The sequence below is a fragment of the Rhodospirillales bacterium genome, from assembly GCA_028824295.1.
In the GTDB taxonomy this organism is placed as follows: Bacteria; Pseudomonadota; Alphaproteobacteria; order TMED109; family TMED109; genus VXPW01.
Genome location: JAPPED010000008.1, coordinates 47,725 through 70,780, shown reverse-complemented (window position 1 = coordinate 70,780; position 23,056 = coordinate 47,725). Strand labels below are relative to the sequence as shown.

Here is a 23,056-nt window from a genome sequence, read left to right as displayed (position 1 = left end):
GCAGGACAAGCGAGCTCAGGAAATCCGTTTCCCGGCGGACTACGAATATCCGCAGCGAGGCACGCTATACGCGGGGAATTCACGCGTCTGCCCCGAGTGATCAAGGATGTCCAGCCCCACTACGCAACACACGCTCGGCACCCAACCGATGCCGCTTCCTGATGCGAAATACCCGAACTACGCGACCACGTGGCTGCGGTCAGGCCGAAGCTCAGGTGCCTGGAAATCTACACCGATGTCCGACTTCACCGCCGGTCGCAGCCTCTCCCGCATGCGGAAGGCACTTAACCCAACTGCCTGAGCCGGCCCGAATGTCAATCCGGCGTCGAATTGGCCCACCAATGTCGAACCAATGCAAGCCGCGAATCAAGCGAGTTTGCCTGGCGACAAAGCTGGGTCGCTTGGTGCGAGAAACTCTTGGCTGATCGGCCCAGAGACGCGCGTGCCAAGCCGCGAGACAAGGCAAGGGCAGTTCATCCAGACCACGAACGTTGTCCGGGTTCAGACGGGCGAAATTGCCGGATCCGGGCGCCCGGTTGGCGGTCGATACACGACAATCGCCGGAAATTCATGCCAACGCTTGGCTTCCGGGCAGGCAAGCTTAAAGTGCGGTTCGCGATCGCCCGCTGATGGCTCACCGCGCTTGGTGAGGCGGATGGACAATCCACCAACAACGCATTTCCACTTGCGAGAACATGGGGCGTGTTTCGCAGTGTTCTGCAAGCCAATCGAAAGGTGACATCGTTGGACCGAAGATCGTTTCTTTTCACCGCCGCCGCTGTCACCTCCTCGGCTGCACTGGCCGCATGTGGCCCGGAGGAGGATCAGGCACAGCAACAGACCCTGGATGCCGGTACGCCCGACCAGCCTGGTCAGGCTCCCAACGCCAATCGCGGGCTGCGCGAATGGCGTCTGGTCACGACATGGCCGAAGAACTTTCCCGGCCTGGGAACCGGTGCACAGCGCCTCGCCGACAACATTACCGTGGCGTCCGAGGGGCGACTCTCCGTCAAGCTGTTCGCCGCCGGGGAACTGGTGCCGGCCTTCGAGAGCTTCGACGCGGTGCGGGAAGGCAAGGTGCACTTGAGCCACTCGGCGCCGAACTATTGGATCAGCAAGCATCGCTCCGCCCCGTTTTTTGCATCCGTGCCTGGCGGCTTGGTCGCGCAGGAACAGAACGCGTGGATCTACCATGGTGGCGGGCAGGAACTCTGGGACGAGCTCTACGCCGAATTTGGTCTGAAAGCGTTCCTAGCCGGCAACACCGGGACCCAAATGGGCGGCTGGTTCCAGAAGGAAATCAACTCCATCGACGACTTCCAAGGCCTCAAGATGCGCATTCCCGGTCTCGGTGCGGAGGTGATCAACCGGCTAGGCGGCACTGCCGTCAACCTGCCGGGTGGCGAGATCATGCCCGCCCTCCAGTCGGGGGTGATTGACGCCACCGAATGGGTCGGACCATGGAACGATCTGGCATTCGGCTTCTACAAGATCACGAGGAACTACTACGGACCTGGCTTCCACGAGCCCGGTTCGGCCATCGAACTGGTGGCCAACCGGGCGGCCTGGGAAGACCTTGAAGCGGACCTCCAGGCGATTGTGGCCGACGCTGCAGCCGCAACCAGCGTGCGCATGCTTGCCGAGTTCACGGCTGCCAACATCCAGTCGCAACGCGTGCTGACTGAAGAGCATGGCGTTGTCCTGCGTCCGTTCCCGTCAGACGTCTTCAAGGAAATGATGCGCCACAGCGACGACGTAGTGCGGGAGACGGCGCGGGAAGGGGACCTCGCGAGACGCATCTTTGAAAGCTGGGAGCGTTTCCGAACCGAAGCTCGCGCACGCAATCCGTACGCGGAACAGGGTTATCTGCAACTCCGCGGTTAGCCCGTTTCCGTTGCACGCGATCCTGTGCTAGTTCGTGCACTTTATCGCGCTGGCCAACAGCCGCTGAGAATGCGCCGATCGTCGCGGGGCCAACCCCGCTGCCGCTGATGTTTCCTGCCAACCCGAATGTGTGTCAGATCAGCCGGAAACCCATGAGCCATCGGTGAACGAACCGCCGTGGCGAAACCAGACAACGGCCAGGCCACTTGGAGCAATTACTGTTGACGCCACGACCGGAACCCTTCGCACTCTCGGTCCCCGACGAAGCAATTGCGGATCTGCGGGAGCGACTTGCCAGGACGCGCTTCCCCGATCAAACACCCGGGGCGCCATGGACATTTGGCACCGAGGTCTCCTGGCTGAAGGAATTGGTGGCGTATTGGCATAGCGAGTTTGACTGGCGCGCCGCCGAGGCACGTCTCAATGCATATCCGCAATACATCGTTCCATTGTCGGGAATCGACGTGCATTTCCTGCACGTGACGGGGCAGGGCCCGGATCCGTTGCCGTTGCTGATCTCGCACGGCTGGCCAGGTTCGGTGTTCGAATTTCTCGAACTCATCCCGCGCCTCACCGATCCTGCTCGTTTCGGCGGCAACGCCTCTGACGCGGTGACTGTGGTGGCTCCGTCCCTTCCTGGCTACGGCCTGTCATTCAGGCCCGGACAAGAGCGTTTTTCCGTGGCGGAAATGGCCCGGTGCTTCACCACGCTCATGACCGATGTGCTGGGTTACGATCGGTACGCCGTGCAAGGCGGCGATTGGGGTTCGTTCATTTCGTCTCGGATTGCGCTGGAGTTTCCAAAGCGCATCGTCGGGCTGCACGTCAACATGATGCCGATCCCCCGGGATCCGTCGGCCCTGACTCATGCGACGCCCGAAGAGCGCACATGGCGTGAGGAACTCGAGGAATTTCTCAAGGTAGAAACCGGCTACCAATGGATTCAGGGTACGCGTCCCCAGACGCTGGCCTACGGCTTGACCGACTCGCCGGCCGGCCTTGCCGCATGGATCGGGGAGAAATTTGCTATCTGGACCGATAGCGACGGTGACCTGTTCTCGGTCATTTCAAAGGACGATCTGCTCGCGAATGTGAGCCTCTACTGGTTTACGGGCGCAATCGGTTCGTCTTTCTGGCCCTATGTCGCCCGACTGCAGGGCCCGTGGCCGATCCCGACCGGCAGAACCATTGACGTGCCCGTCGGCTACGCCGCATTCCCAAGAGAGATCCTGCGGCCACCGCAGTCCCTGGCCGCCAAGACCTACACTGACATCCGCCAGTGGACGCCGATGGAAAAAGGTGGCCACTTCGCCGCCATGGAGCAACCGGACGCTCTGGCCCATGACATCCTGCAATTCTTGCGCCCTCTTCGGGGAAGTGATTAGCCTTCTTATGAGACCAACCATTTGCTCCGTTGCCGATCCAGTCGCGACGACCAGAAGAAATGCTGGCATGGTCGCTTGATCCCCTGGGTCGTCCGAAGCCGTTAACGCCGGTCACCCGTGTCCAGACGAACTTCAACCTGCCGGGGACCACGAACGTACGACCATCCTGAGCGCGAAGTTCTTCGATGAGGTTCGACGAAGCACGGACCGACCGTCGGGCACTCCTTGTATCCGCTCTCGCCGCCACCATCACGCCTGCCCAAGCGAACAGACCTGACACGCGTGACTCAGCGCCAGCCTGCCGCACGGGGCATCTCCATGGGATGGACATCATCCGACCCGCGGAGTGCGACGACACGAAGAATTGCGGTGATCTGACGTTGACGGAAATTCACCGATGAATCGCGAGAAGCACCGCCTCTGGGACAAGCAGGTGAATGGACAACGTATGACCCACGAAAACAACCGGTTCTCAACATCAATCGGGTAGCCCAGCGTCCGAAGTTGGAACCGTAGACACCGATCTGCTCCGAGCGCATCGCGGTTGCCGACCCTTGGCGTCGGGCGTATCGTCAACACGCATGAGGGCGCATAGCTCAGTCGGTAGAGCAGCTGACTCTTAATCAGCGGGTCCAGGGTTCGAGTCCCTGTGCGCCCTCCAACTAACCTAGGGATTAGATTAAAGAAAGAATCGAATTACAGGGGCCTTCAAGAATGCCAATTTTTGCTAGGTAACGTATAGGTAACACTAAATTTCTTAGTTCGGTGAGCATCTGCGTGATAATGGCGGTCCGATTCTCGGTGACCCGTCGGATAAAGGTAAGTGTTCGGCCAAGCTGTAGAAGGGCGTGGACGTTCCTGTCCGCGCGGACTGATTCTACCGGTTGAGGGTGCGCCTCCAGTCTTTTCTGAGGGGCCTGAGCCAGACGTCCTTTCGCAGCTTGTCTCGGTCGTAGCGCCCGCGTTCATTGGTGGTGGTCCCGTCATGGAGCCAGCCGGAGCCTTGTACACGGCACCGGTGTATCGCGGGGTCTCGACGATGGTTTCGATGGGCACGGGCGTAGTGTTATAGCGTTCGGTCGAGTCCTCGGGCATCGAAGGCGCACCGCGCGACGGCGCTCGCCTTCGAATTCCTGGTGCTCATGGCCTGCCGCTTGGGCGAGGTCGGCGGGGCGCGATGGGACGAGGTGGACGACGCTGCGGCCACCTGGACGGTGCCCTCCACGCGCATGAAGGCAAAGCTCGAGCACCGCGTGCCCGTCTCCCAACTGCGCCGTGGCCGTGCTCGACGAGGTGGGGACGATCCCTGATAGGAGCGGCCTCGTGTTTCCGTCGCCGACCAGTTGCGTACTCAGCGACAGCACGCTAGCCAAGCTGTTGCGCGAACTCGGCATCGCCGCCGTTCCGCACGGCTTCCGGTCCAGCTTCCGCGACTGGGCAGCCGAGAGGACGGACGTGCCGCGCGAGGTGTGTGAACTCGCCCTGGCTCACGTCAACGGCGATTGTGTGGAGGCTGCGTACCGGCGTGCAGATCTGTTCGAACGCCGCCGCGAACTGATGGCAGCGTGGGCTGCCTATCTAGCGTAGTCACCGCTTGGCGCAGACCGTGCATCGGCGTTTACGCACGACCGCCACAAGCCCCCCTCTCAAGACCGTTTGTGCGCATAGGAGACGGCCATTCCGCCACGATGCAGACGGTAGTGCTTCTGGAAGCCCTCCTCGAACGGATTGGGAAGCCAGTCAATCTCCGGCTCCGCCGACAGGGCGCGACGAACCCTGAGGATTCGCCATCGCCAAGTGTTGCCGCGCCGCCTCGCGATGCGCGTGGCCGCTTCAATCTCGCTGATGCCGAGGTCGAAGGACGTGTCGTCACCCTTTGTCGCCTTCACCTCGACGTGCCATCGGATGCCTTGATGGGTGAACCGGAAGTCGAATCCGTGCCCGTCGCTAATCTCGTTCTTCTCGCCCTCCACGAGCGGCCGGACCTTCAACCGCGACTCCGAGACCCATGCGCTCGCACGGACCGACCGTCCTCCAAACTCATTTTGCAGATACCGATATGCATGCATCTCCCCGACGATGCCCACCACTTCGGCCTCCTCCGGGGACAGGCGCCGATGCCCGGTTCTGCCCTTATTTCCTCCGCCGCCGGCTCTGGCTCTGGCCCGAAGCGCACCGAGTGGCGTGAACTCGTCCATGCTCGCCCGTGGACCGGCTGGATCCTCCAGCGTCTCCACATGGTGCCGGAGCAGCGCCGAGTAGTCGATCGCTTCGATTTCGAAGGGCTCGCCGGCGATCTCTACCGTCTTCGCCTTGCGCGCCGCTTCCTTTTCCCGCTCCGCCCGCTCCCGCCGTTTCCTGTCGACGGCCTCCCCGTCGAGCCCCAACCGCTCCCTGATACTCTGCAGGTCCGAGTCGCCCCCGCAGGCTAGGGTGAAGCGCTCGTCGCCCAGCGTCGTCAGCGCAAGGTGCCACAGCTCTGCCTCCGTCCATCGGCGAAGGTACGCGTCTGCGGCGAGTTCCGGCGCCGACGGCAAGTCCGGCACTCTCGATTGCGGATCGCGGAACTCCAGCCACGTCCGGTGCAGGTCGTGCGCGTCGAGCAGCACACGAACGAAACGCTCGCCGTTGACGCGCGCGGTGTCGTACGGGTCCGGTTCTATTGCGATGCCACGCTCCCCGATGGCGTCCCGCAGTTGCCCAGGCGTCTCCGTTCCCTTTAGCACCGCCAGATGCCCCGAGTCGACGATCTCCCGCCAGGTGTCGCACAGGGCGTCCACCACCGCCTCGAACGGGACTTCCCACCACCGTGTCGACCAGTCGTCGGGCGCCGACAACGCGTGCGTCGCGTCTTCGATCTTCCTGAACAGCTCCGGTTCGCCGCAATCGACCGCGATGGCGCGCGCAAGGGCCGCCGACAGCGCCTGCATCCCGTCCAGATGGGCATTCGTCTGCTCTTGGACGTCCCGATTCCCAACCGGTGCGTATTCTTCGCCCAGCCCCTCCAGCACTGCGTTCCACGCCGTTAAATCGGCCACGCAGCCCAACGCACGCCGCGCGGCAATTCCCATCGCATGGTCGTCGCGGCTACGACGCGCCTCCGTGACCAGCGCCGCCGCATCCCATTGGGGCAGGTTGGCGGCCAGCCAGTCCGTCAGACGATCCATGTCGACCGTCGCCGCCTCGAACCCCTCGCCGGCCACGCCGAGCAGCGCCGCGACCGGTCTGATCCGGCTGGCGACCAACCCGGTGTTCCCGGCCCAGCGGCTGCGAATGTCCGCGAACGCTTGGGCGTCGATCTCGGAGCGCTCCAGCGCTTTCTCAATCTCCTCGAGCGAGGGGCTCTCCACGCCTTCGAGCGCACCCAGTACGAGCCGCAGGTCCTTGAGAAGATCTTGGCGGTCGAGCAACGCCTGCACGGCCGGTGCGAGCGCCTCGTAGCAGTACCCCACCTCGTTCGTGACGGCTAGCACGTCGTCCGAGAGCCATCGGGCGGCAGGTTCGCCTTTCGCTATGGGCTCTTCCCCGTCCACCAGCTCGATCGCGATGGAACCGCACTCAAGCACGCCCGCGCCGCGGAGCCGGTCCAGCGCGGCCGCCCAGGCGGTCGTCGTATGCCCCGTGGGGTTCATTCCGCCGTGCGCCAGGATTGCCAGCAGAGGTGCGGCCAGCCAGCCGTAGCGCGTCTCCTCCAGGGCGCGCACGGCCTCCGCCGCCCCGGTCCACACCGCGCCGTCGATCATGTCACGTTCCACGAGTTCGGACGCCAGGCGGACCGGCGTCGCATCTACAAGCGCTCCAGCCAGACGGTTCGCCTGCGCGACCTCCATCTCCAGGACGGGCTTGTCCTCCTCCCTCAACGCCCGCCCCTTCGCAGCGTCGTTCGGCAGGTACGCGCCGGCCAGACCGGCGCCGTCCACCACCTCGAAGTGCCTGTGGACGGTCCGCACCAGAAAGGCGTCCGGGAGACCCCTGCCCACGTCCAGGTGCTGCCACGCGTGGCGCAGCTGCCCCAGGAACACGTCGAACTGCCCCGGGAGTACCCTTTCCGTTCGCCACGCTTCCGCCAGCGCGTCGAGCAGATCTGGCCCGATCCGCTCCCCGTCGGTGGGGTAGACGTTGAGGCCCAGCCGCTGCAGCGTCTCGAACAGTTCCGCTTCCCCGTCCAGCCTGCGCGACAGTTCGAGCGACAGGGGACGCAGGTGACGGAACCGCTCGCGCTGGCCCTGGAGCAGCGACACCGGCACCAGCCAGCGATCCGAGAGGACGCGCTCCCCACCGACACCGTCCGAAAGCCACGGCGTCGAGCCCAGCCAGTGCTTGAGAGGCGAGGTGATCCGCCGCTCGCTGGCTTCGCCGCTCACCTTCCGCACAGTGACCCGCTCCCAGCCGGCGGGCCACCCCCGCATCGAATCTACGACGAGCCGCGAGAACACCCGGCGAGCCCCTTGGCTCAGGTCGCCGCAGCCATGCAGTTCGGGCAGATCCAGGATGCCCTCGAGGCGGTAGTCGAATTGACCCACGTATTCAGGCGAGGCCTCCGGACGCACGGCGACCCGCCACGCCTCCCAGGCCTCAGGGGGCACTCCGGATGGGGCGGTCCTCGGAAGGTCGTAGTCGTACTGCGCCATCCGGAACCGCAGCCGGTCCGCCGGTCTCAGGCGAAGACCCCTGGCGACGCCGATGCGTGCGAAGAGGTCCGCCCACCGCCCGACATCGACACCCCATCGCGGATCCCCGGGATCCAGCAGCGCAGCCGCTCGCAGGCGCCCGCCCGCCTCCCCGTCCAGCTCCTCCCAGAGCGTGCGCAGGTCTTCGCCGGATCTTCCCGGCCAGCCGGCGCCGAAGCTGGCTTCCCGCGCCAAGCGCCACCCGCCGCCGCACGCCACCGGCAGGTCCTCGAGCAGCGCGAGCACCGGCTCCGGCGGGTCCTCGCCGAGCAACCCCAGCGTCCAGCCCAGCAGTTCCGCGCACAGCGCTGCCTCCTCGCTCCCGAATGCCGCCGGCGTCGGCGGCACCGCCGCCAGCACGACCTCCCGGAGGATCTCCTCGCGCCGGAATCCTCTTGCGAACCGGCCGTCGAGGAACTTGTGCACTTCCGTGCTCCGTCGGCGCGACCCCTCTTCGTGCGTCAGGACGACGTCATCATGGACGAACGCGATCCGCTGCGTCAGGGAGTCGGGTACGGTGTCGACCAAGTCCGCCTCCTCGTCGATCCCCCTCACCGGCTGGAAGAAGACCCGGGCAGGGCCATCCGCGCTGATCAGGCGTCCGTCCTGGACTGGGAGAAAGCTCGCGGACGCGAGCGCATCGACGCCACCGGGCCTGTTGATCCTGATGAGTTTCCACGGCAGCACGCTGATCACCGCCGTCAGGTAGCTGTCCCAATTCGCGTCGATCTCTCCCGACTGCACGCAGTGCGCCACCCGCTCGACCGTCCCCACCCACTCCGCGGGTGTCGGCTCCACTGACCCGTCGAGCCCCTCGAGGACGGTTTCAACCTCGGACCGGCGCCCCTCGAGCGCAGGGGAAATCACCCTGAACGCCGCGCTCCCCCGCCAGTCCGGCGCGCGTATCGTCAGACCCTCTGCCACCTCGGGCATCGTTCTCGCCTCCGTGGGGACGGCCCAACCGTCGTCGCACAGCATCAGCCGGCGCCCGGCGAGTGGATCGCCTAGCACGGCCGCCCGATCGCGCAGCAGCGCCAGCATGGTCTCGCCGGTTTCGCCGACCTCGCCGTCCGACGAGAGAATGTCGACTATCGTCCGCCCGCTGGCCTCCTCGGGTTCACCTGCCGCCAGATCCCCGATCACGTCCAGGGAAAGATCCACCACGCAGTCGAGGAGCAACCGGTTGTACTCGTCCTCGAACCGGATCCGGCGGCGGTCCAGGGATCCGAAGAACGGTGCGTTGATGTGCGCCCCAGTTCCCGTCGCCATCTCGGTCGGCAGGAAGATCACGAACCGGCCCGCGGCGCTGACCTCCCCCTCCTGCACGGCCACGCCCACCTGCACGGAGTCGACCTCGGGCCACTTGTTCGGCAGGTGCCGCACGGCGTCGCCGATGCGGGCCGCCCATTTCGGATCGGCGCTGCCGCCGAGCGTACGGGTCCACACTAGAAACCGCGCGGCCGCCGCCGACTCCTCCCCGGCATCCGAGCACGAGATCCCCACCCTCTCCCACCGTCCGCATCCGACTTCGCCGAATGCCTCCGCCGTAAGCACTCTCCGCCGAACCGTCCTCCGACGGCCGTCGATGGCCACGACGAGCGTCCTCAGCCGGGGCAGGAACAGCGTCGTGGCGACGTCCAGTAGATTCTCCAGCTGCGTCCGCACCGACGCGACCGCATCGCCGACGTCCCCCGTTCGACCGCCGTCGAGCGGCAGGCGCACGACGGTTGCATGACCGTCGCGCAGCAGCTCGGCGACGGCCTCGCGGTTTTCCCCTATCGGCAATGGCAGGTCGTACGGCGATAGGTACTCTTTCGCCTCCGTGGGACCGTCCAATGCCTCCGCCCTCAACCGGTCGCGATAACGTTGCAGTTGGTCCTCGGTCCAGTCGACGAGCCTCTCGGACGGGTCGAACGGCGAACGGGTTCCGAGTCCTCTTGCCTCCAGTTCCGCCAGCACATCGGCAACCCGCTCACGCACCTGCGGATCGAAGCGGAAGACGAATGCAGGACCGGCCTCCGAGGTGCCGGTCGACCAGATCTCCGGCGCCGAGGCCACCTCGAGGACGCTGCGGAAACCGAGTCCCTTGTTGCCGACGCTCCTGTTCGGATCCTTGGGGCTCTGTCCGAGCCGGCAGAGCCCCTTGAAGTCCCTGCGCTCGAACGCGCGGCCGCTGTTCGCGATCAGAAGCACCGGCGCGGGTTCGGTCTCCAGCACGAACGTGATCTGCCCGCGATCGCCGCCAGATGCCGCGGTCAACGCGTCGTGCGCGTTCTGCAGCAGCTCGAGTACGCACCGTCCTCGATAGGCCTCCGCGATCTGGCCACTGAGGCTGGCGATCGTCTTGTACTTCCTGCTCCCGTGCTTGAGCTCATCCAGGAAAGAGCGGATCTCGCCCAGCGAATGGCCGACGATTTCCCCGTTCGCGCTCTGCCTCGCCGACGATGCATCTATGTCCATGCTCTTCTTGCCCTTCATTTCAGCGCCGTGCAGCCAGCTCCCAAACCATATTGGCATCGCACCATCGCGGAACGCACGCCAATCGTCATGTCGCACCTCTCTCTCTGTTGTTTCGGTGAATCGTAGCTGGTGGCGCCGGGGACCTGCGAACCGAACTCCCTCGGTCCCGCTCTGCCGGGGTCGAACCAACGTTGGGCCAAGCAGACCTAACGACGGCCGTCTAAGCAGCCCGTCGCCGTCCGGTTCTGTTCCGAGCGCCGGCCGTTTCTAACCACCCCGGTCTCCTCCGCCGGGGCGTTGCCTTGCAGGACGCGCTCGTTCGGGCCGTGGAAATGTCCAACTGAAGGTGTTATGAGCGGGCAAAATCGAGAGAATTCCTGCCGTTGCCGCGGTCCACGACATCCACTCCGCAGAACCTCCACGGTCCGAACGAACGCTTACGGATAAAGATGCGTTCGAAGCGTGGAGGCCGGGCGGCATTGTGACCCTTCGTCGGTTAGCGACAGCGTGGAGTCTGCTTCTCGCTAGGCTCTGGGTCTCCGCCTACAGGATCCAACACCAGGCTGGCCACTATCGAGTTCGCTATGGCAAGGCCATCGGCGCGGGAACGTTCGTGATATTCGTCGCGGCAAGCGTGTATCCAATTCCGTGTGTTCAAGCGTGGCTTGAAACCCGGCTCGCCAGCGATCAAGCGGTCCAGAGGGTACAAGACCTCTTCGTGAGCACAGGGGCCGCGCTGATCGGGGCGACCGCTATCGTGACATCGCTAGTGCTGTTCGCGATGCAGGTGAATGTGGAACGCATGCCGCATCGCCTATTCCGGCGGTTCAGCGAGGACCGCAATCTACTCCTTGCATTCGCGAGCGCCTTTGTGTTGGCGGTGTCCGTGGCCTCCCTGTCCACTGTCGTTGAACTGGACAACCTGGCTGTAGTGCTGGTGGCGTCGGTGTGGGCAATCCTCTTGATCTTGACATTGTTTCTCTATGCCTACAGGCGAGCGCTGAGGCTTATCAATCCCTTGGATCAGCTCCAGATGCTTCTCGACGATGCCCGCATAGAACTGCGGCGCTGGGCTCACCAGATCGAACGGGTGAGACCTTTGCTGGTGGACGAAGATCAAGCTGAGATCGACCCGTCAGAAAAGGAACTCATGCCTGATGCTGCACGGGCCATGTTCTTCCGCCTCAGGCCGCACTGGACAGCCGAGGCGTCGAGAAGTGTGCAATACGCCATGGCGTTCGCACGGCGTTATGCGGAGCAGGGCGATTACGAAGTGGCGAGTGGCGGGCTTACCGCAGTCATCGGCATCAATGCGGCCTACGTCGAAGCGAAGGGCAAGACGTTCTATAGCGACAACCTGCTCATCCAGAATCCACTAGCGAGCGACACATTCATCACTGAGAGCCTAGAGCATCTGCGCCAGAACGTGGACGGTGCCATTCGGCGCCGTGATGAGCGGCAAATCGAACAGTCATTGCAGGCGATCGGTGCGCTTGTCCCGGTATATCTCGGTATCAATTACGCAAATGCACATGCGGAGAAATACCATGCGCAGCTTGCTTCCGGATATCTGGCGAACGCCATTCAGGCCGTGGTGCCACACAATCTGACGGACGTCCTGATGGAGGGACAGCGTCTCTTGGGAAGAGCGGCACAGCAATTCCTAGCCGCCGGACAAGCAAACTACCCAGCAGTGCTCAGTGAGAAAGTCGCCACGCTTGCGGGCGCGACTTGTGTCAGCGAGAGTCATCGCCCTGTGTCGCTGGAGGGCGTGCAGCAACTTGCGCACTTGACATTCGTCTTGTTGCGGTCCTCTAGTCACAACGCAGCATATGCACTTCGCAAGGTGCATGAGAACGTCGTCTTCGTTGCGAAATTGCTGCTTAAGGTTCCCAGCGTGCCGATTGGGAACATCCATGCTTCGACGCTGGCTCCGTACTACTCGTCGTCCGACATGCAAAGCCTGCGCGTACATCTGACAGAATTGGTGAATGCCGCGGGTGCGGCAGAAGCAGACGATGAGAATGCAAGGACGGTCATACGTAACCTGGAGGGATGGTCGGACGGCCTTTATCGGACAACGAAAGAGTTACTTCTCGAGAGCATTGCGGTCAGATCTCATTTCACGATACATATGTTTCAATGGATACAAGGCTTTACGGAAATCCTGTTGGCGGCTTCGAACGCGCCTGCCTGCGATCCCCACACCAGGCTGGACCTGCGCAAGAACGCCGGTTGGCTGATAGCCACCTTGGACTGGATTCCGAAAGATGAGGAAACAGTAACCTTCGTCGAAACGTTTGGTCTGACTGAGATTTTGTTCGAAGCCGCGATGAACGCACGAGAGCGCGATTGCGACGACATCGCGGTAGATGTTGACCGCATGCTCGTATCGTGGGCCTTCAAGGGAGGGCGGTACATTACGGGCTGGGGGGTACTCGAGAGAGGACTGTCTGGATGTGCGGCCCTTGCTTTGATAGCAGGGTCTGGCACCGTGGAGGCATTGAAATCCGCCATCAGAGATCATTTGCAACGTGATGGGGCACCGGAGCCGGAGGTGCGGGCACATGGCGCGCACGGCCTGCGTCGACAGGCGCAGGACTTGGCCGAGCGCTCCGCAGAGCCCAGCTACACCCTGTCGATCATGGATCGGGTGATGCAAGACCTCGACTACAGATTGCTGGTCACGCTATTAGAGGAGATTGCAGAAGTGTTGGACGTCACGCCGCAGCCGACCGCGAGCGGGACGCAAGGGTGACGTCACGAGAGGAGTTTGCCGGAGCCCTTTCAATGGGACTCTCTCTCAAGTAACAGATCCGTTAAGCGGCTGTGACAGCTGCGGCAGGGCCGTCACCATCAGCGGGCCTGATCAGTTCGTTGCCGGGCGCTATATCCTTGCGGACGAGGTGGGCGTGGGTGCGCTCGGCGCGCTGTTGCTCCCAAGCCTCGACGGCCTTCTCGATGTATTCCTCTCCGCGGGTGACCATCAGGTATATCAGGCAGGCGAGTTCGCGCGCGGTGGCGTTGACAGCGACGGCGACATCCTTCCGGGCGAGTCGGGCACGGTGCCGGGCGCCGACGAAGGACTGGCTTCGCCGGGCGCCCGCGGCGGCCATGCGCAGCGCCCGCCCCGACCGGATTGACCGTCGTGGGCGCCCGGCACTGGTCGCGCCTAGACGGCGCGCACCCAGCTTGTCCGGGCGGTCGGCGACTGTATCGCCAGTCCGTCCCTCAATCCCGCTTGCAGCGGGCGCCACATTCCGGAGGCAGCGCCCATCTGTGCAACCGGCCTCTCTCTCAGTCAGCCCAGTCCCGGACTCGGCGACACACCATCCAGCCCAGTTCCGGCTGCGTCCATCTGGACCGGAAACTCGAGGGCTCGGCGTCAGGCGATGCAAGAGCCTGCAGGCACGACTGGCCACAGTCCAGTCAAAAACCATCGACCGGCCGATGAGCAGACCGTTGTCGTCCCATTGTTGCTGGTAGACACTTTCCATGCTCTTGGAGACAAAGCAATCATGAGTAACCCTGAACATGTAACCAAATTGCTCGAAGGAGCGAAAGCGTGGAATGATTGGCGACAAACCACACGCGTGAATCCGGACCTGTCGCATCTAAATGCAAGCGACCAATTTCGCAGGAAGTACAATTTCGAAACTGGTCAGTCGCTTCCTCTGGAAGGCATCGATTTCTCCTGGACTGATCTGAGGCACACGAATTTCTACAATTCAGATTTCTCGAACGCGAGCTTTTGCACGGCTTGCTTGGAAAACTCCAATTTTTCACATTGCAGGTTTCATCGTGCCAATCTGACTTCCGCAAAACTGCAGGGCACGGACTTGGCGCACTCTGACCTCATCGGGGTCAATTTGACAAACACGGAACTGTGGCGAGCCAAGTTGTACGAGGAGCCGCCCGAGCACTCGCGTCCCCCGATAGTCCGGTCGGCGAGAATTGCCGAATCCAGGTTACATGCCGAACTTAAAGAACTCTCCGATTTGTTCAAAGACTTTCAAACGCTTCGACGTCACTACGCCGATTTCCCGGACGACGACGTGACATTCTACTTTCGTGGAGAGTGTGCAGACTTCGAGGCGTTACGCCCTGCCGTTATGCGGCGTAGTCCCGCGGCGGACGAAGGGGAGATGCTGCTTGATCTCCGCTCCCGACGACCCGAAGATTTCGTCGGGATGAACTCAGCCTTGGCGCATTGGGTACTTGCGCAACATCATGGCCTGACGACCCGTCTGCTGGACGTAACCCGCAATCCGCTGGTCGGGCTGTTCAACGCATGCCGATCTGCTGAGATGCCGGATTCCCACACAGATGAAGATGGCCGCCTGCACATCTTCGCCGTTCCCAAACGCTTCAAGGTATCCACGCAGGATTTCAGTCTGGTGAAGTCATTCGACAGTGACACGATCAGCGTCATCGCCAATTTCGCAAGACTGTCTCTGGACGAGCAAGGCGTCATTTTCGGCTGCAAGGGCGTCAGCCTGATGCGAAATGATCCGCGAAACATTACATACGAGAAGGCTATGCGTCGGCTGTATCACTTTATTCATCAAGAAAAGCCGAATTTCCGAGAACGGATCGATGTGAGGGACTTGTACTGCGTGTTCGTGGTGGAGCCACAGCAGATGTTCGAGCGCATCCGCGCTCAACAGGGAGCTTTTCTGATTTCCGCATTCCACAAGCGGTACGAAGAGGCGGAAGTACTGAAATGGAACGATGGACTGCCCCACTACCATCACTACTTACAGAAGATTCCGAAATCCAGGAAGGCGGACCTCCTCGACCAGCTGGCGATGGCGGACATCACTCGTGAAACCCTGTTTCCGGGTCTTGACGAGGCTTCGCGTGCCGTCAACACGAAACACGGCCGGTGAATTCCTCGTGAGCGGGTTCGCGGGTCGTCGATGCGGGCACTCGCGCCCCCTTTGGACGGTTCCGCTTCGCGCCGGCATATGCACCTCCCGGGCCGACTTGCGTCACCCGGGACGCAACGCGTTTCCGGCTAACGCAAACAAAAACGGAGCAGTCGTACCGAAGCCCTGCACGCAGCCCATGGCCGGGTGACAGCAGCGCGCGTCTCCCCTCGATTCCACTCCTCCCGGCTGGCCTCAATGCCCAAACACGGGGAGCCTCGCCGGCGCTCTCCGGGGCCAGCAATGGCGCGCAGTGTGCGACTGTGAGCGGTTTCAAGGGAGACTGATCGATGACGCCGCAATCCGGTGAGGTTCCGCCGCCGGGTACGCCCCGCCCCTCGGTGCCGCAAGCGGCATCGCTGCAGTCCGTCCGGTTTGCCCTGGACGAGGCCTCCCGCGCGGCCAAGCGGATCGAGGATGGCGCCGAGCGAGCCGTCATTCTCGCGCGCGTCGCAGTGCTGCGGTGGCGAACCGGCGACGCGCCGGGCTGCACGAGTACTCTGGCGACGGCGCTGGCCGGTGCCAGGAACATCGAGGACGACAGCGCACGCGCGCTCTCACTCGCCCGCATCGCGCGCGCCCAGGCGCAGACCGGCGATCGGCAGGGGTGGCGGGCGACGGCGGCGGAGGCGCTCGCATCGATCACCCCCGGGCTCGCCGACGAGGTTCGTCTCTCCGCGCTGGCCGAGCTCGCCTTGGCCGAGGCAACGGGCGGTGACTTCACCGGCGCCTCGGCGCACGCCGAACAGCTGACTGACGGTCGCAAGCGCGACCGTACGCTCGGCGCCATTGTCTCGCTCGCCACGTCGGCGGGAACGTTTGCGCCGGCCCTCGGCGCGGCACGGGCGACCAACGACATCGACAAGCGGACGCACTGTCTGGCTTCGATCGCCCGAACGCAGGGCGAGGCGGGCGACGCCGCAGGTGTTACCGCTTCGGTTGTCGAGGCCCTGAGGACCGCCCGGATGCTCGCGGACGGGTTCGACCGCACAGTGCACCTGACCGCAATCACCAGGGTCCAGGTCGCGACCGGAGATCGTCAGGGCGCTGCTCGCACAGTCGCGGAGGCGCTCACGGCCGCAAGGGGGGCTGAGGACAACAGCGATCGCGTGTTCGCGCTCGCCCATATCGCACGCAACCAGCAACGGCTGGGCAATCTGATGGATCCTGAGCTACTCCTTGCCGAGGCTCTTCGCGCAGCGCGGCGTATCGACGGAGACGGCTGCCTCGCGAGCGCGCTTTGCGAGCTTGCCAACGTGAAAGCTTGGGCCGGAGACCGGGTCGGGGCGCTGGACTTGATCGCCGAGGCAACAGCAGCGGCAAAGCGCGATGCGGCGGACGACGGATACGACTGGCACGCTGGCGACATCGCCGAGGCGCAGGCGATGGCGGGCGACACCGTCGCGGCCCGCACGATTGCGCGGCGGCTGGCACGCGAAGGAGGGAACGACGGCTGGCTCGCCAATATCTGCGACGCCTTGTGCTGTGGGGACGCTGTCGGCGAAGCAGTTGCGACGGCCCACGATATCGAATCGGCCCGCGCCCGTTCACAAACGCTCGTACAGGTAGCGGCGCACCAGGCGCGGGGAGGCGATCCGGACGGGGCCGCGCGGACGGGCGGCCTTGCCCTGGCAGCTGCCCGCGCGATCGCGGACAGCGCCGACCGCGCGGCGGCGTTCGTGGAGATCGCGGACATGGAACTCGCAATCGCGGCAGGCCGCAGCCTGTCATGACACCGTCCGGGCGAGATCCGGACAAGGGTGGGAGCAACGCGACCGTAGCGACGGACAGACCGCACGGAGTGCGAGATCTCGAAGGGCCTGGACGCAGGCTTGCCAAGGCCCGGCGCATCTGGCGGGCATCCGCCGGTTGCTTTGCGCCTAGTGTCTACAATGTCTTGGCATGCTTATGGGAATCCAAGAGCCACGTTGGACGATAGCCACAGGGGTAGCTCCGGAGGTACTTGGGTCCTTCCAGGCGGGAGTTCCTGCTGGCGAACCTTGCCAGGGACGGGCAAGCGATCTAGGGTCTGCCGCCATGAGCCCACGGACCCGCATTCGCGTTTCTCGACGACGCGCCTTCGTATAGGCGGTCGCAGGCTCGTTCACTAGCACCACAATCTAAGCAGCCGCGACTGTCGCCGAGAGGCGGGGGTCTGTGTTGCTGCCCTTGTCCTCAGCGGCCCAAGCGGAGAGGACAAGGCAATGACGTCAATTGCAGAGCATCTGACTGACGGCACGGCGCACGGTTCCTACGGCGCCTTGATGGAAATCACTCAGCGGCCCCCAATCACCTTCACGCGCGGGCGGGGGGGATGGCTGTGGGACAGTGACGGCAATCGCTACCTGGATTTCGTCCAGGGCTGGGCCGTGAACTGCCTCGGGCATTGCCCGCCGGCCATCGCCCACGTGTTGGCCGAGCAGTCGACCAGGCTGCTGACCTGCAGCCCCGCCTACTACAGCGAGCCACTGACGCGCTATGCGAGCGCGTTGACCGCTGCCGCGGGCCTGGACCGGGTCTTCTTCGCCAACAGCGGTGCGGAAGCCAATGAGGGGGCCATTAAGCTCGCGCGGAAATGGGGCGCAAGGTACCGCGGCGGCGCCCACGAGATCATCACCACCGTCCACGGCTTCCATGGCCGGACCCTCGCCACCATGTCCGCGTCGGGCAAGGCCGCCTGGGACGGGCTGTTCGAGCCCAAGGTGGCGGGGTTTCCGAAAGTGCCAGTGAACGACCTGGGGGCGATGGAAGCGGCGATTACGGACAGGACCGTCGCCATCATGCTGGAGCCGATCCAGGGCGAGGCCGGCGTCTGGCCTGCCGACGACGAGTACTTGCGGGCACTGCGCTCGTTGGCCGACCAGCGGGAAATCCTGCTGATCCTGGATGAGATCCAGACCGGCATGGGACGGACCGGCGCCTTGTTCTGCTTCGAGCACGCCGGCGTTCGGCCGGACATCCTGACGCTCGGCAAGGGTATCGGCGCGGGAACCCCGCTGGCCGCGTTGCTCGCACGGGAACAGGTCTGCTGTTTCGAACCCGGCGATCAGGGCGGCACATTCAACGGCAACGCACTCATGGCCGCGGTCGGCAACGCAGTGCTCGAACAGCTCACTGCGGAGGGCTTTCTGGACCGCGTCCGGAATGCAGGGGGAACGCTGCGGCGCGGCCTGGAGGCCCTCAGCGAGAACCATGGACTCGGCGGAGTGCGCGGCCGCGGGCTGCTCCTCGCCCTCGACCTGAGGCCGCGGACGGACGGATTTGCCCTGGTCGAAGCGGCGTTGGCGAACCGACTGTTGCTCAACGCCCCCGCCGCCGACGCTCTTCGCTTCATGCCGGCGCTCAACGTGTCTGACGTAGAGATCGCCGAGATGCTCGACATGCTGGACCGGTTGTTGAAGGGCGCATAGCTGGGGCACGGCGCCCCGTGTATCTGCCCATCGCCGACAAGGCGGTTATCCGTCGGATTGCCCGCCCGGCGTAACGGCGGGACGGCCGGCGGGCGGGATCGTCTTACATCCGGTGGTCCGGTTACCGGCGCAAGCCCGAACACCGGGACACCGACATTCGAACCGGACCTGTCGCTGGGGAGCGGTCAGCAAGGGAGGCGGCATGCGGAGAATTGCAACGTACAAAAGAGGCGGGGACGGGATAGCATTTGCGATCCGTCCCATTTGCGACGGGGACGAGGAGACCGTCGCGGAACTCTGGCGCGCCTGCGGGCTGGTGCGGTCCTGGAACGACCCGCTCGGCGACATCGGGAGGGCGCGCGCCAACGCCTCGTCAGAGATTTTCGTGGCCGTCGCCCAAGACAGCGGCGGCATCGCGGGCAGCATCATGGTGGGCAATGACGGCCACCGGGGCTGGGTCTACTATGTCGCGGTCACCCCGGAGCATCGTCTGCGGGGTTTGGGCGAACGGTTGATCCGCCATGCTGAAGCCTGGCTTCGCCGCCTCGGTGCTCCCAGGGTCAACCTGACGATCCGAGAGGAAAACGCGGCGGCTCGCCTGTTCTACGAAGGGCTCGGCTACGCCATCGAGAAGCGCATCGTCATGAGCCGGTGGACAGACGAGGGAGGGTGAGCGGCAGCGCGCACACATGCTGACGCCGTCCAACCCGCTGCGCGGTCACCGGACGCGCCTGCGGGCAGCGCCGACCAGGGAGCGTCGCCGAGGGGATGCATTGCGAGAACGGGCCGGACCGACGTCCGCTGCCGACCGCCGGGGAGATGAACGATGGCCGACGACAAGGCGCCAGTGGCAATTGCCGCCATGGACGTGCCGCCCCGCGCGAAGCCGTCCAGCTACCCGGAGCCCTTCGCCAGCCGCATGGTGCGGCGGCAGAAGCGGGCGCTCGGCGATTTCTTCGACCTGAAGAATGTCGGCGTGAACCTGACGAGGATCGCACCGGGCGGCGAGTCGGCGCTGATGCACACGCACAGCAAGTCGGACGAACTGGTCTATGTGCTGGAGGGCGAGGCGATCCTGGCAACCCCTTCCGGCGAGACGCCGCTCTCCGCCGGCATGTGCGCCGGCTTCCCAGCCCGGGGCGAGGCGCACCACATCCTCAACCGCAGCGACCGGGACGTGGTCATACTCGAGGTCGGCGATCGTGCCGAAGGGGATGAGGGAAGCTATCCGCAGGACGACATTCAGGCCGTCATGGGCGCGAACGGCAAATGGCAGTTCACACGCAAGGACGGCACACCCTACTGAGGTAGAGCCATTCCCGCTCTCACGCCAAGCGCGGTTCGGCCTAGATGATCTTCAACGCCTGACGGGCGGGCTCGCACGTCGCCGGTCGCCCACGTGACATTCTCAACCGCCGGTTTCGAGCGCGCGAATACCGCATCGCATCCCCGATGGAAGGACATGGTTTCGAACAACGTGTAGAGCGATCCTTGGGTCCGTCGGGCGGCAGGTCCGCCCGTCGAACCCCTCTACAGTATGCGTTCCTCTCACGACGCTTCTTCCACAGTGATTCGATAGCTTCGCCGATGATCCGTTCCCAGAGATAGTTCAGGCCACCGTGGCTCCGGTGACCAGTCTTGTCGCTCCCGCGATGTCGGTGGACGGCACTGTGATTAGCGACGGGTGGCCCGGAACCGTCGTACGGCGCTTCCGCACATGTACCTTGACGAGTACGGAGCAAAGGCCAATGGAGACACCTCGTCGGCAGTGCCCTTCGCCCAATACTTCGCGTCCTGCTGCCTCATTGCGCGCCGCCCGGAAGCCGAAAGGCTGTTCAAGCACTGTTTCCGCAAGTGGGTGGCTGGCGCACCGCTCAAGCGCCGCGAAGGCTCAGTTCCTTCTAGCGGCGAACGGCATGCCGATGGCGGCGTTGGGAGCACAACGTCTTCGTTAACTCCCTGCAGGAGTTTCGGGGGCACACCCGACGCAGGTCCCTGCGGGTGCGCGCTTACGCGCTATTGCGTGCCCTGAAGGGCACTCTAGGCCCCTTGAGGGGCCTGATGGTTGCGGGGCGAGCGAATGCCATTTGCATACGCGTTGCGACCCTGATGTTTCCTTGCTGTCGGCACCGCATGTAAACGGTTTGCATTCGGTGAATGCGATTTGCATACGCGGATGTGTGCGGATTGCATACAGCCGGGATGCTATCACCACTGGTGTCAAGCCTCTGCATTTCGTTCCGGATTCGTACGGCCTCGCGGATCCTTGCCCGTCCGGCTTCCCTCCCGCGCCGTAACTTAGGCTGGCAATCGACGCAGGATCGCGCACTCGAACATGGTGTCCAACCAACATCCGGCGAGGCCTGTCGTGCTCCGAACTCTCTTTCCGAGCGGGCGCCAGGTGCACGTACCTCAGCAAAGGCCGCCACTAGGGCGAGGCTGGCGCCGTGGCACTGCGGCCGACGATCTCTACTTCTGCAGCGGCAGCATGACGCTGGATCTGGCCGAGTTGACCGAGCGAACCTCCCACGGCGTCCACTTCCTCACTTGTCTGAAGCACGAGGAACTTGACGGGCGGCCCTTCACATTGCGTATCTGTCGCCGATCCAGGACAGCCACTGGCGCCAGCGGCCCTCGCGGTCATGCTCCCTCACCCATTCCAGCCATTGCTGGTGGGTGAACACGGCAAACACCGCTTGCCCCCTGAATACCTTCCCCCACCCGTGTAGGTCGGACAATCCGAGCTTCCGCAGGCATCTGTTCAGATCTTCATTGCGCTCATCAACGGCGACTGCGGACACGGTCAGGTCGTATTTCCCCGACCGCGCGATGCCCTCAGCCAGGGCAGTTTGGCGGAACAGTTGATAACCACGGCGGGCGGCGGGGCAACAAGGCATGGCCGCCAGGGCTTCGCGGTCGGTCACGGCGGCGAGATGCTCCCAGTACCGCCGGCGCCACGCCGACTGATGGCACTGACCCGCGGGATTCCACAGCACCTTTAGCGGTTGGTCACATCGATCAGGATCCGGGTTTCCCGCCCGCCGAGCGCTGCCCTTGTGATTTCGTGCGGAACATCTGGAGAAATCAGGCTCGGTGAACTTGCTCTCCACAAGCACCAGCCCCCGTCCGTCGTTCACTTTCAGCCCGAGATCCGGCGACGTCTGCCCGGCACCCCGGCTTCCGCCGGTTTCTCCGAGGAGTCGCGAAGGATGTAATTCGCCATCCTCACACTCGGAATACTCCAGCTCGATTGCTTCAAGAGACGTGATCGGACGAGCAACGTGCTGCCGGAGGAACGAGGCGAGCAGCCTACGGTCCTGATCCGACCTTCGGAAAGGGAAATACAGGTTGGCGCACAGAACCCAAGAGCTCTTCAAATTGTGCACGCCGCTGTGCTTCTGCACCCCCGAACACTCGAGATAGGTTGCGAGCGGGTTGTCGGAGCCTTTGCGGATGCCGGGCCAGAGGCCCTCCTCCCACAAGCACCGGGGCACGATCCAGGGGTAGGGTTTGCCTCGCCACGTGCCCATTTCGGACGACGAGACGTTGCTCCGGCGCCACTCGACCTGGTGGCAGTCCATGAATTCGCTCAGGGAAGGGATGCTTGCATCCGACTTGTCGTAGCCGGAGCAGTGTAACCGTCGGGCGGACTCGCGGTGGATGGCCATCTGATGGTATGAGGAAGCAGGGCCAGATGACTGTTGGAGCCGGTTTCCCGTAACCTCCGGGGATTATGTAGGAAAGTGCCGAAAATCTGCCTAGTCGAAGAACAACCAGTACCCGAACCAGACGGGCGTGCCCAATAGCACGCCCCACAGCACGAATTGAAAAACGAACGCGCTGACAACGCGCCCGGCGATCCCCACGATGTCATGTCTCGCTTCCTGCGCTAGATAGAGCGTGTCTTTTTGCACCATCCTGAAAAGAAGAATTAGACAAGAGAAGGCTCCCGCGCCCGCGAAGCACTGCCACCATTCCATGTCAGGGTCTCAGGAAGTAGGTTCTTTGACGTACCGGATTCTCACCGGCTTCGCGAGCGCGTCCACGGCCTCATCGAACGACGCATCAACCCGCATATCTTCGTTCAGTTCCGCCCGGCTTGGCTGGTAGTCAGGGCGTACGATCTTGACCTCCTCGGGCGGTTTTCGGTCTTCGGTAGTCATGTTGTTGTCTCCCAGAATTAGCGGCGGGTAAAGAACACGGCGCACGTCATCTCGAACAGGGCGTACAGGATCACGATCGCGACCCAGATACCGATGGCGACAGTGAGCGCGTCTGCCATGCCTTACTCATCATTGCGATGGGCGGCAGGGATCTTG

Annotated in this window: 14 protein-coding genes and 1 tRNA gene; 10 read left to right on the top strand and 5 right to left on the bottom strand. The window is 63.8% G+C overall.

Translation table 11 applies throughout. The features are described from left to right. Positions 1-744 precede the first annotated feature (744 nt). The 4 genes from OXH60_04770 (at position 745) to OXH60_04755 (ending at position 4,856) form a co-directional block, all read left to right on the top strand. Entirely contained in the window at positions 745-1,884 is a 1,140-nt protein-coding gene (locus OXH60_04770; GenBank protein ID MDE0711432.1) for a TRAP transporter substrate-binding protein, read from the top strand. Positions 1,885-2,105: 221 nt separating this feature from the next. Continuing rightward, positions 2,106-3,269 (top strand): epoxide hydrolase, encoded by a 1,164-nt coding sequence (locus OXH60_04765; GenBank protein MDE0711431.1) that lies wholly within the window; start codon positions 2,106-2,108, stop codon positions 3,267-3,269. 585 nt (positions 3,270-3,854) lie between these two features. Next, positions 3,855-3,930, top strand: a tRNA-Lys gene (locus OXH60_04760). 662 nt (positions 3,931-4,592) lie between these two features. Then, complete coding sequence (locus tag OXH60_04755; GenBank protein MDE0711430.1) at positions 4,593-4,856, top strand: hypothetical protein; 264 nt, start codon at positions 4,593-4,595, stop codon at positions 4,854-4,856. A 59-nt stretch (positions 4,857-4,915) separates the two neighbouring features. On the opposite strand, the gene OXH60_04750 is transcribed toward OXH60_04755, so the two are convergent. Then, entirely contained in the window at positions 4,916-10,456 is a 5,541-nt protein-coding gene (locus OXH60_04750; GenBank protein MDE0711429.1) for a hypothetical protein, read from the bottom strand. Positions 10,457-11,012: 556 nt separating this feature from the next. Between OXH60_04750 and OXH60_04745 the strand changes: the two genes are divergently transcribed. Beyond that, complete coding sequence (locus tag OXH60_04745) at positions 11,013-13,157, top strand: hypothetical protein (GenBank protein ID MDE0711428.1); 2,145 nt, start codon at positions 11,013-11,015, stop codon at positions 13,155-13,157. A 61-nt stretch (positions 13,158-13,218) separates the two neighbouring features. On the opposite strand, the gene OXH60_04740 is transcribed toward OXH60_04745, so the two are convergent. Then, positions 13,219-13,515, bottom strand: a complete 297-nt coding sequence (locus tag OXH60_04740; GenBank protein ID MDE0711427.1) for a hypothetical protein — start codon at positions 13,513-13,515, stop codon at positions 13,219-13,221. Between the two features lie 402 nt (positions 13,516-13,917). On the opposite strand from OXH60_04740, the gene OXH60_04735 reads away from it, so the two are divergent. From OXH60_04735 to OXH60_04715, 5 genes are all read left to right on the top strand, one after another. Further along, positions 13,918-15,288, top strand: a complete 1,371-nt coding sequence (locus OXH60_04735; GenBank protein ID MDE0711426.1) for a pentapeptide repeat-containing protein — start codon at positions 13,918-13,920, stop codon at positions 15,286-15,288. Positions 15,289-15,617: 329 nt separating this feature from the next. Continuing rightward, the gene (locus OXH60_04730; protein ID MDE0711425.1) at positions 15,618-17,060 is read left to right on the top strand and encodes a hypothetical protein; all 1,443 of its coding nucleotides are present in this window, start codon (positions 15,618-15,620) and stop codon (positions 17,058-17,060) included. 471 nt (positions 17,061-17,531) lie between these two features. Beyond that, positions 17,532-18,737 carry an acetylornithine transaminase gene (locus tag OXH60_04725; protein MDE0711424.1) on the top strand — a complete coding sequence of 402 codons (1,206 nt, stop codon included), beginning with the start codon at positions 17,532-17,534 and terminating at the stop codon, positions 18,735-18,737. Between the two features lie 202 nt (positions 18,738-18,939). Further along, positions 18,940-19,410 (top strand): GNAT family acetyltransferase, encoded by a 471-nt coding sequence (locus OXH60_04720; GenBank protein MDE0711423.1) that lies wholly within the window; start codon positions 18,940-18,942, stop codon positions 19,408-19,410. A 153-nt stretch (positions 19,411-19,563) separates the two neighbouring features. After that, complete coding sequence (locus OXH60_04715) at positions 19,564-20,043, top strand: cupin domain-containing protein (GenBank protein ID MDE0711422.1); 480 nt, start codon at positions 19,564-19,566, stop codon at positions 20,041-20,043. A gap of 1,276 nt (positions 20,044-21,319) precedes the next feature. Here OXH60_04715 and OXH60_04710 read toward each other — a convergent pair. The 3 genes from OXH60_04710 to OXH60_04700 form a co-directional block, all read right to left on the bottom strand. Beyond that, on the bottom strand, positions 21,320-22,318 hold the full coding sequence (locus OXH60_04710) for a hypothetical protein (GenBank protein ID MDE0711421.1): 999 nt from the start codon (positions 22,316-22,318) through the stop codon (positions 21,320-21,322). A 177-nt stretch (positions 22,319-22,495) separates the two neighbouring features. Further along, a complete protein-coding gene (locus tag OXH60_04705; protein MDE0711420.1) occupies positions 22,496-22,651 on the bottom strand; it encodes a hypothetical protein in 156 nt (51 codons plus the stop codon). 75 nt (positions 22,652-22,726) lie between these two features. Next, positions 22,727-22,900, bottom strand: a complete 174-nt coding sequence (locus OXH60_04700) for a hypothetical protein (GenBank protein ID MDE0711419.1) — start codon at positions 22,898-22,900, stop codon at positions 22,727-22,729. Positions 22,901-23,056 lie beyond the last annotated feature (156 nt).

What these genes read in the sequence shown, in the direction of transcription:
- OXH60_04750 (MDE0711429.1), bottom strand. Translation starts at nt 10,456, where the DNA reads ATGCCAATATGGTTTGGGAGCTGGCTGCACGGCGCTGAAATGAAGGGC.
- OXH60_04740 (MDE0711427.1), bottom strand. Translation starts at nt 13,515, where the DNA reads ATGGCCGCCGCGGGCGCCCGGCGAAGCCAGTCCTTCGTCGGCGCCCGG.
- OXH60_04735 (MDE0711426.1), top strand. Translation starts at nt 13,918, where the DNA reads ATGAGTAACCCTGAACATGTAACCAAATTGCTCGAAGGAGCGAAAGCG.
- OXH60_04730 (MDE0711425.1), top strand. Translation starts at nt 15,618, where the DNA reads ATGACGCCGCAATCCGGTGAGGTTCCGCCGCCGGGTACGCCCCGCCCC.
- OXH60_04725 (MDE0711424.1), top strand. Translation starts at nt 17,532, where the DNA reads ATGACGTCAATTGCAGAGCATCTGACTGACGGCACGGCGCACGGTTCC.
- OXH60_04720 (MDE0711423.1), top strand. Translation starts at nt 18,940, where the DNA reads ATGCGGAGAATTGCAACGTACAAAAGAGGCGGGGACGGGATAGCATTT.
- OXH60_04715 (MDE0711422.1), top strand. Translation starts at nt 19,564, where the DNA reads ATGGCCGACGACAAGGCGCCAGTGGCAATTGCCGCCATGGACGTGCCG.
- OXH60_04710 (MDE0711421.1), bottom strand. Translation starts at nt 22,318, where the DNA reads ATGGACTGCCACCAGGTCGAGTGGCGCCGGAGCAACGTCTCGTCGTCC.
- OXH60_04700 (MDE0711419.1), bottom strand. Translation starts at nt 22,900, where the DNA reads ATGACTACCGAAGACCGAAAACCGCCCGAGGAGGTCAAGATCGTACGC.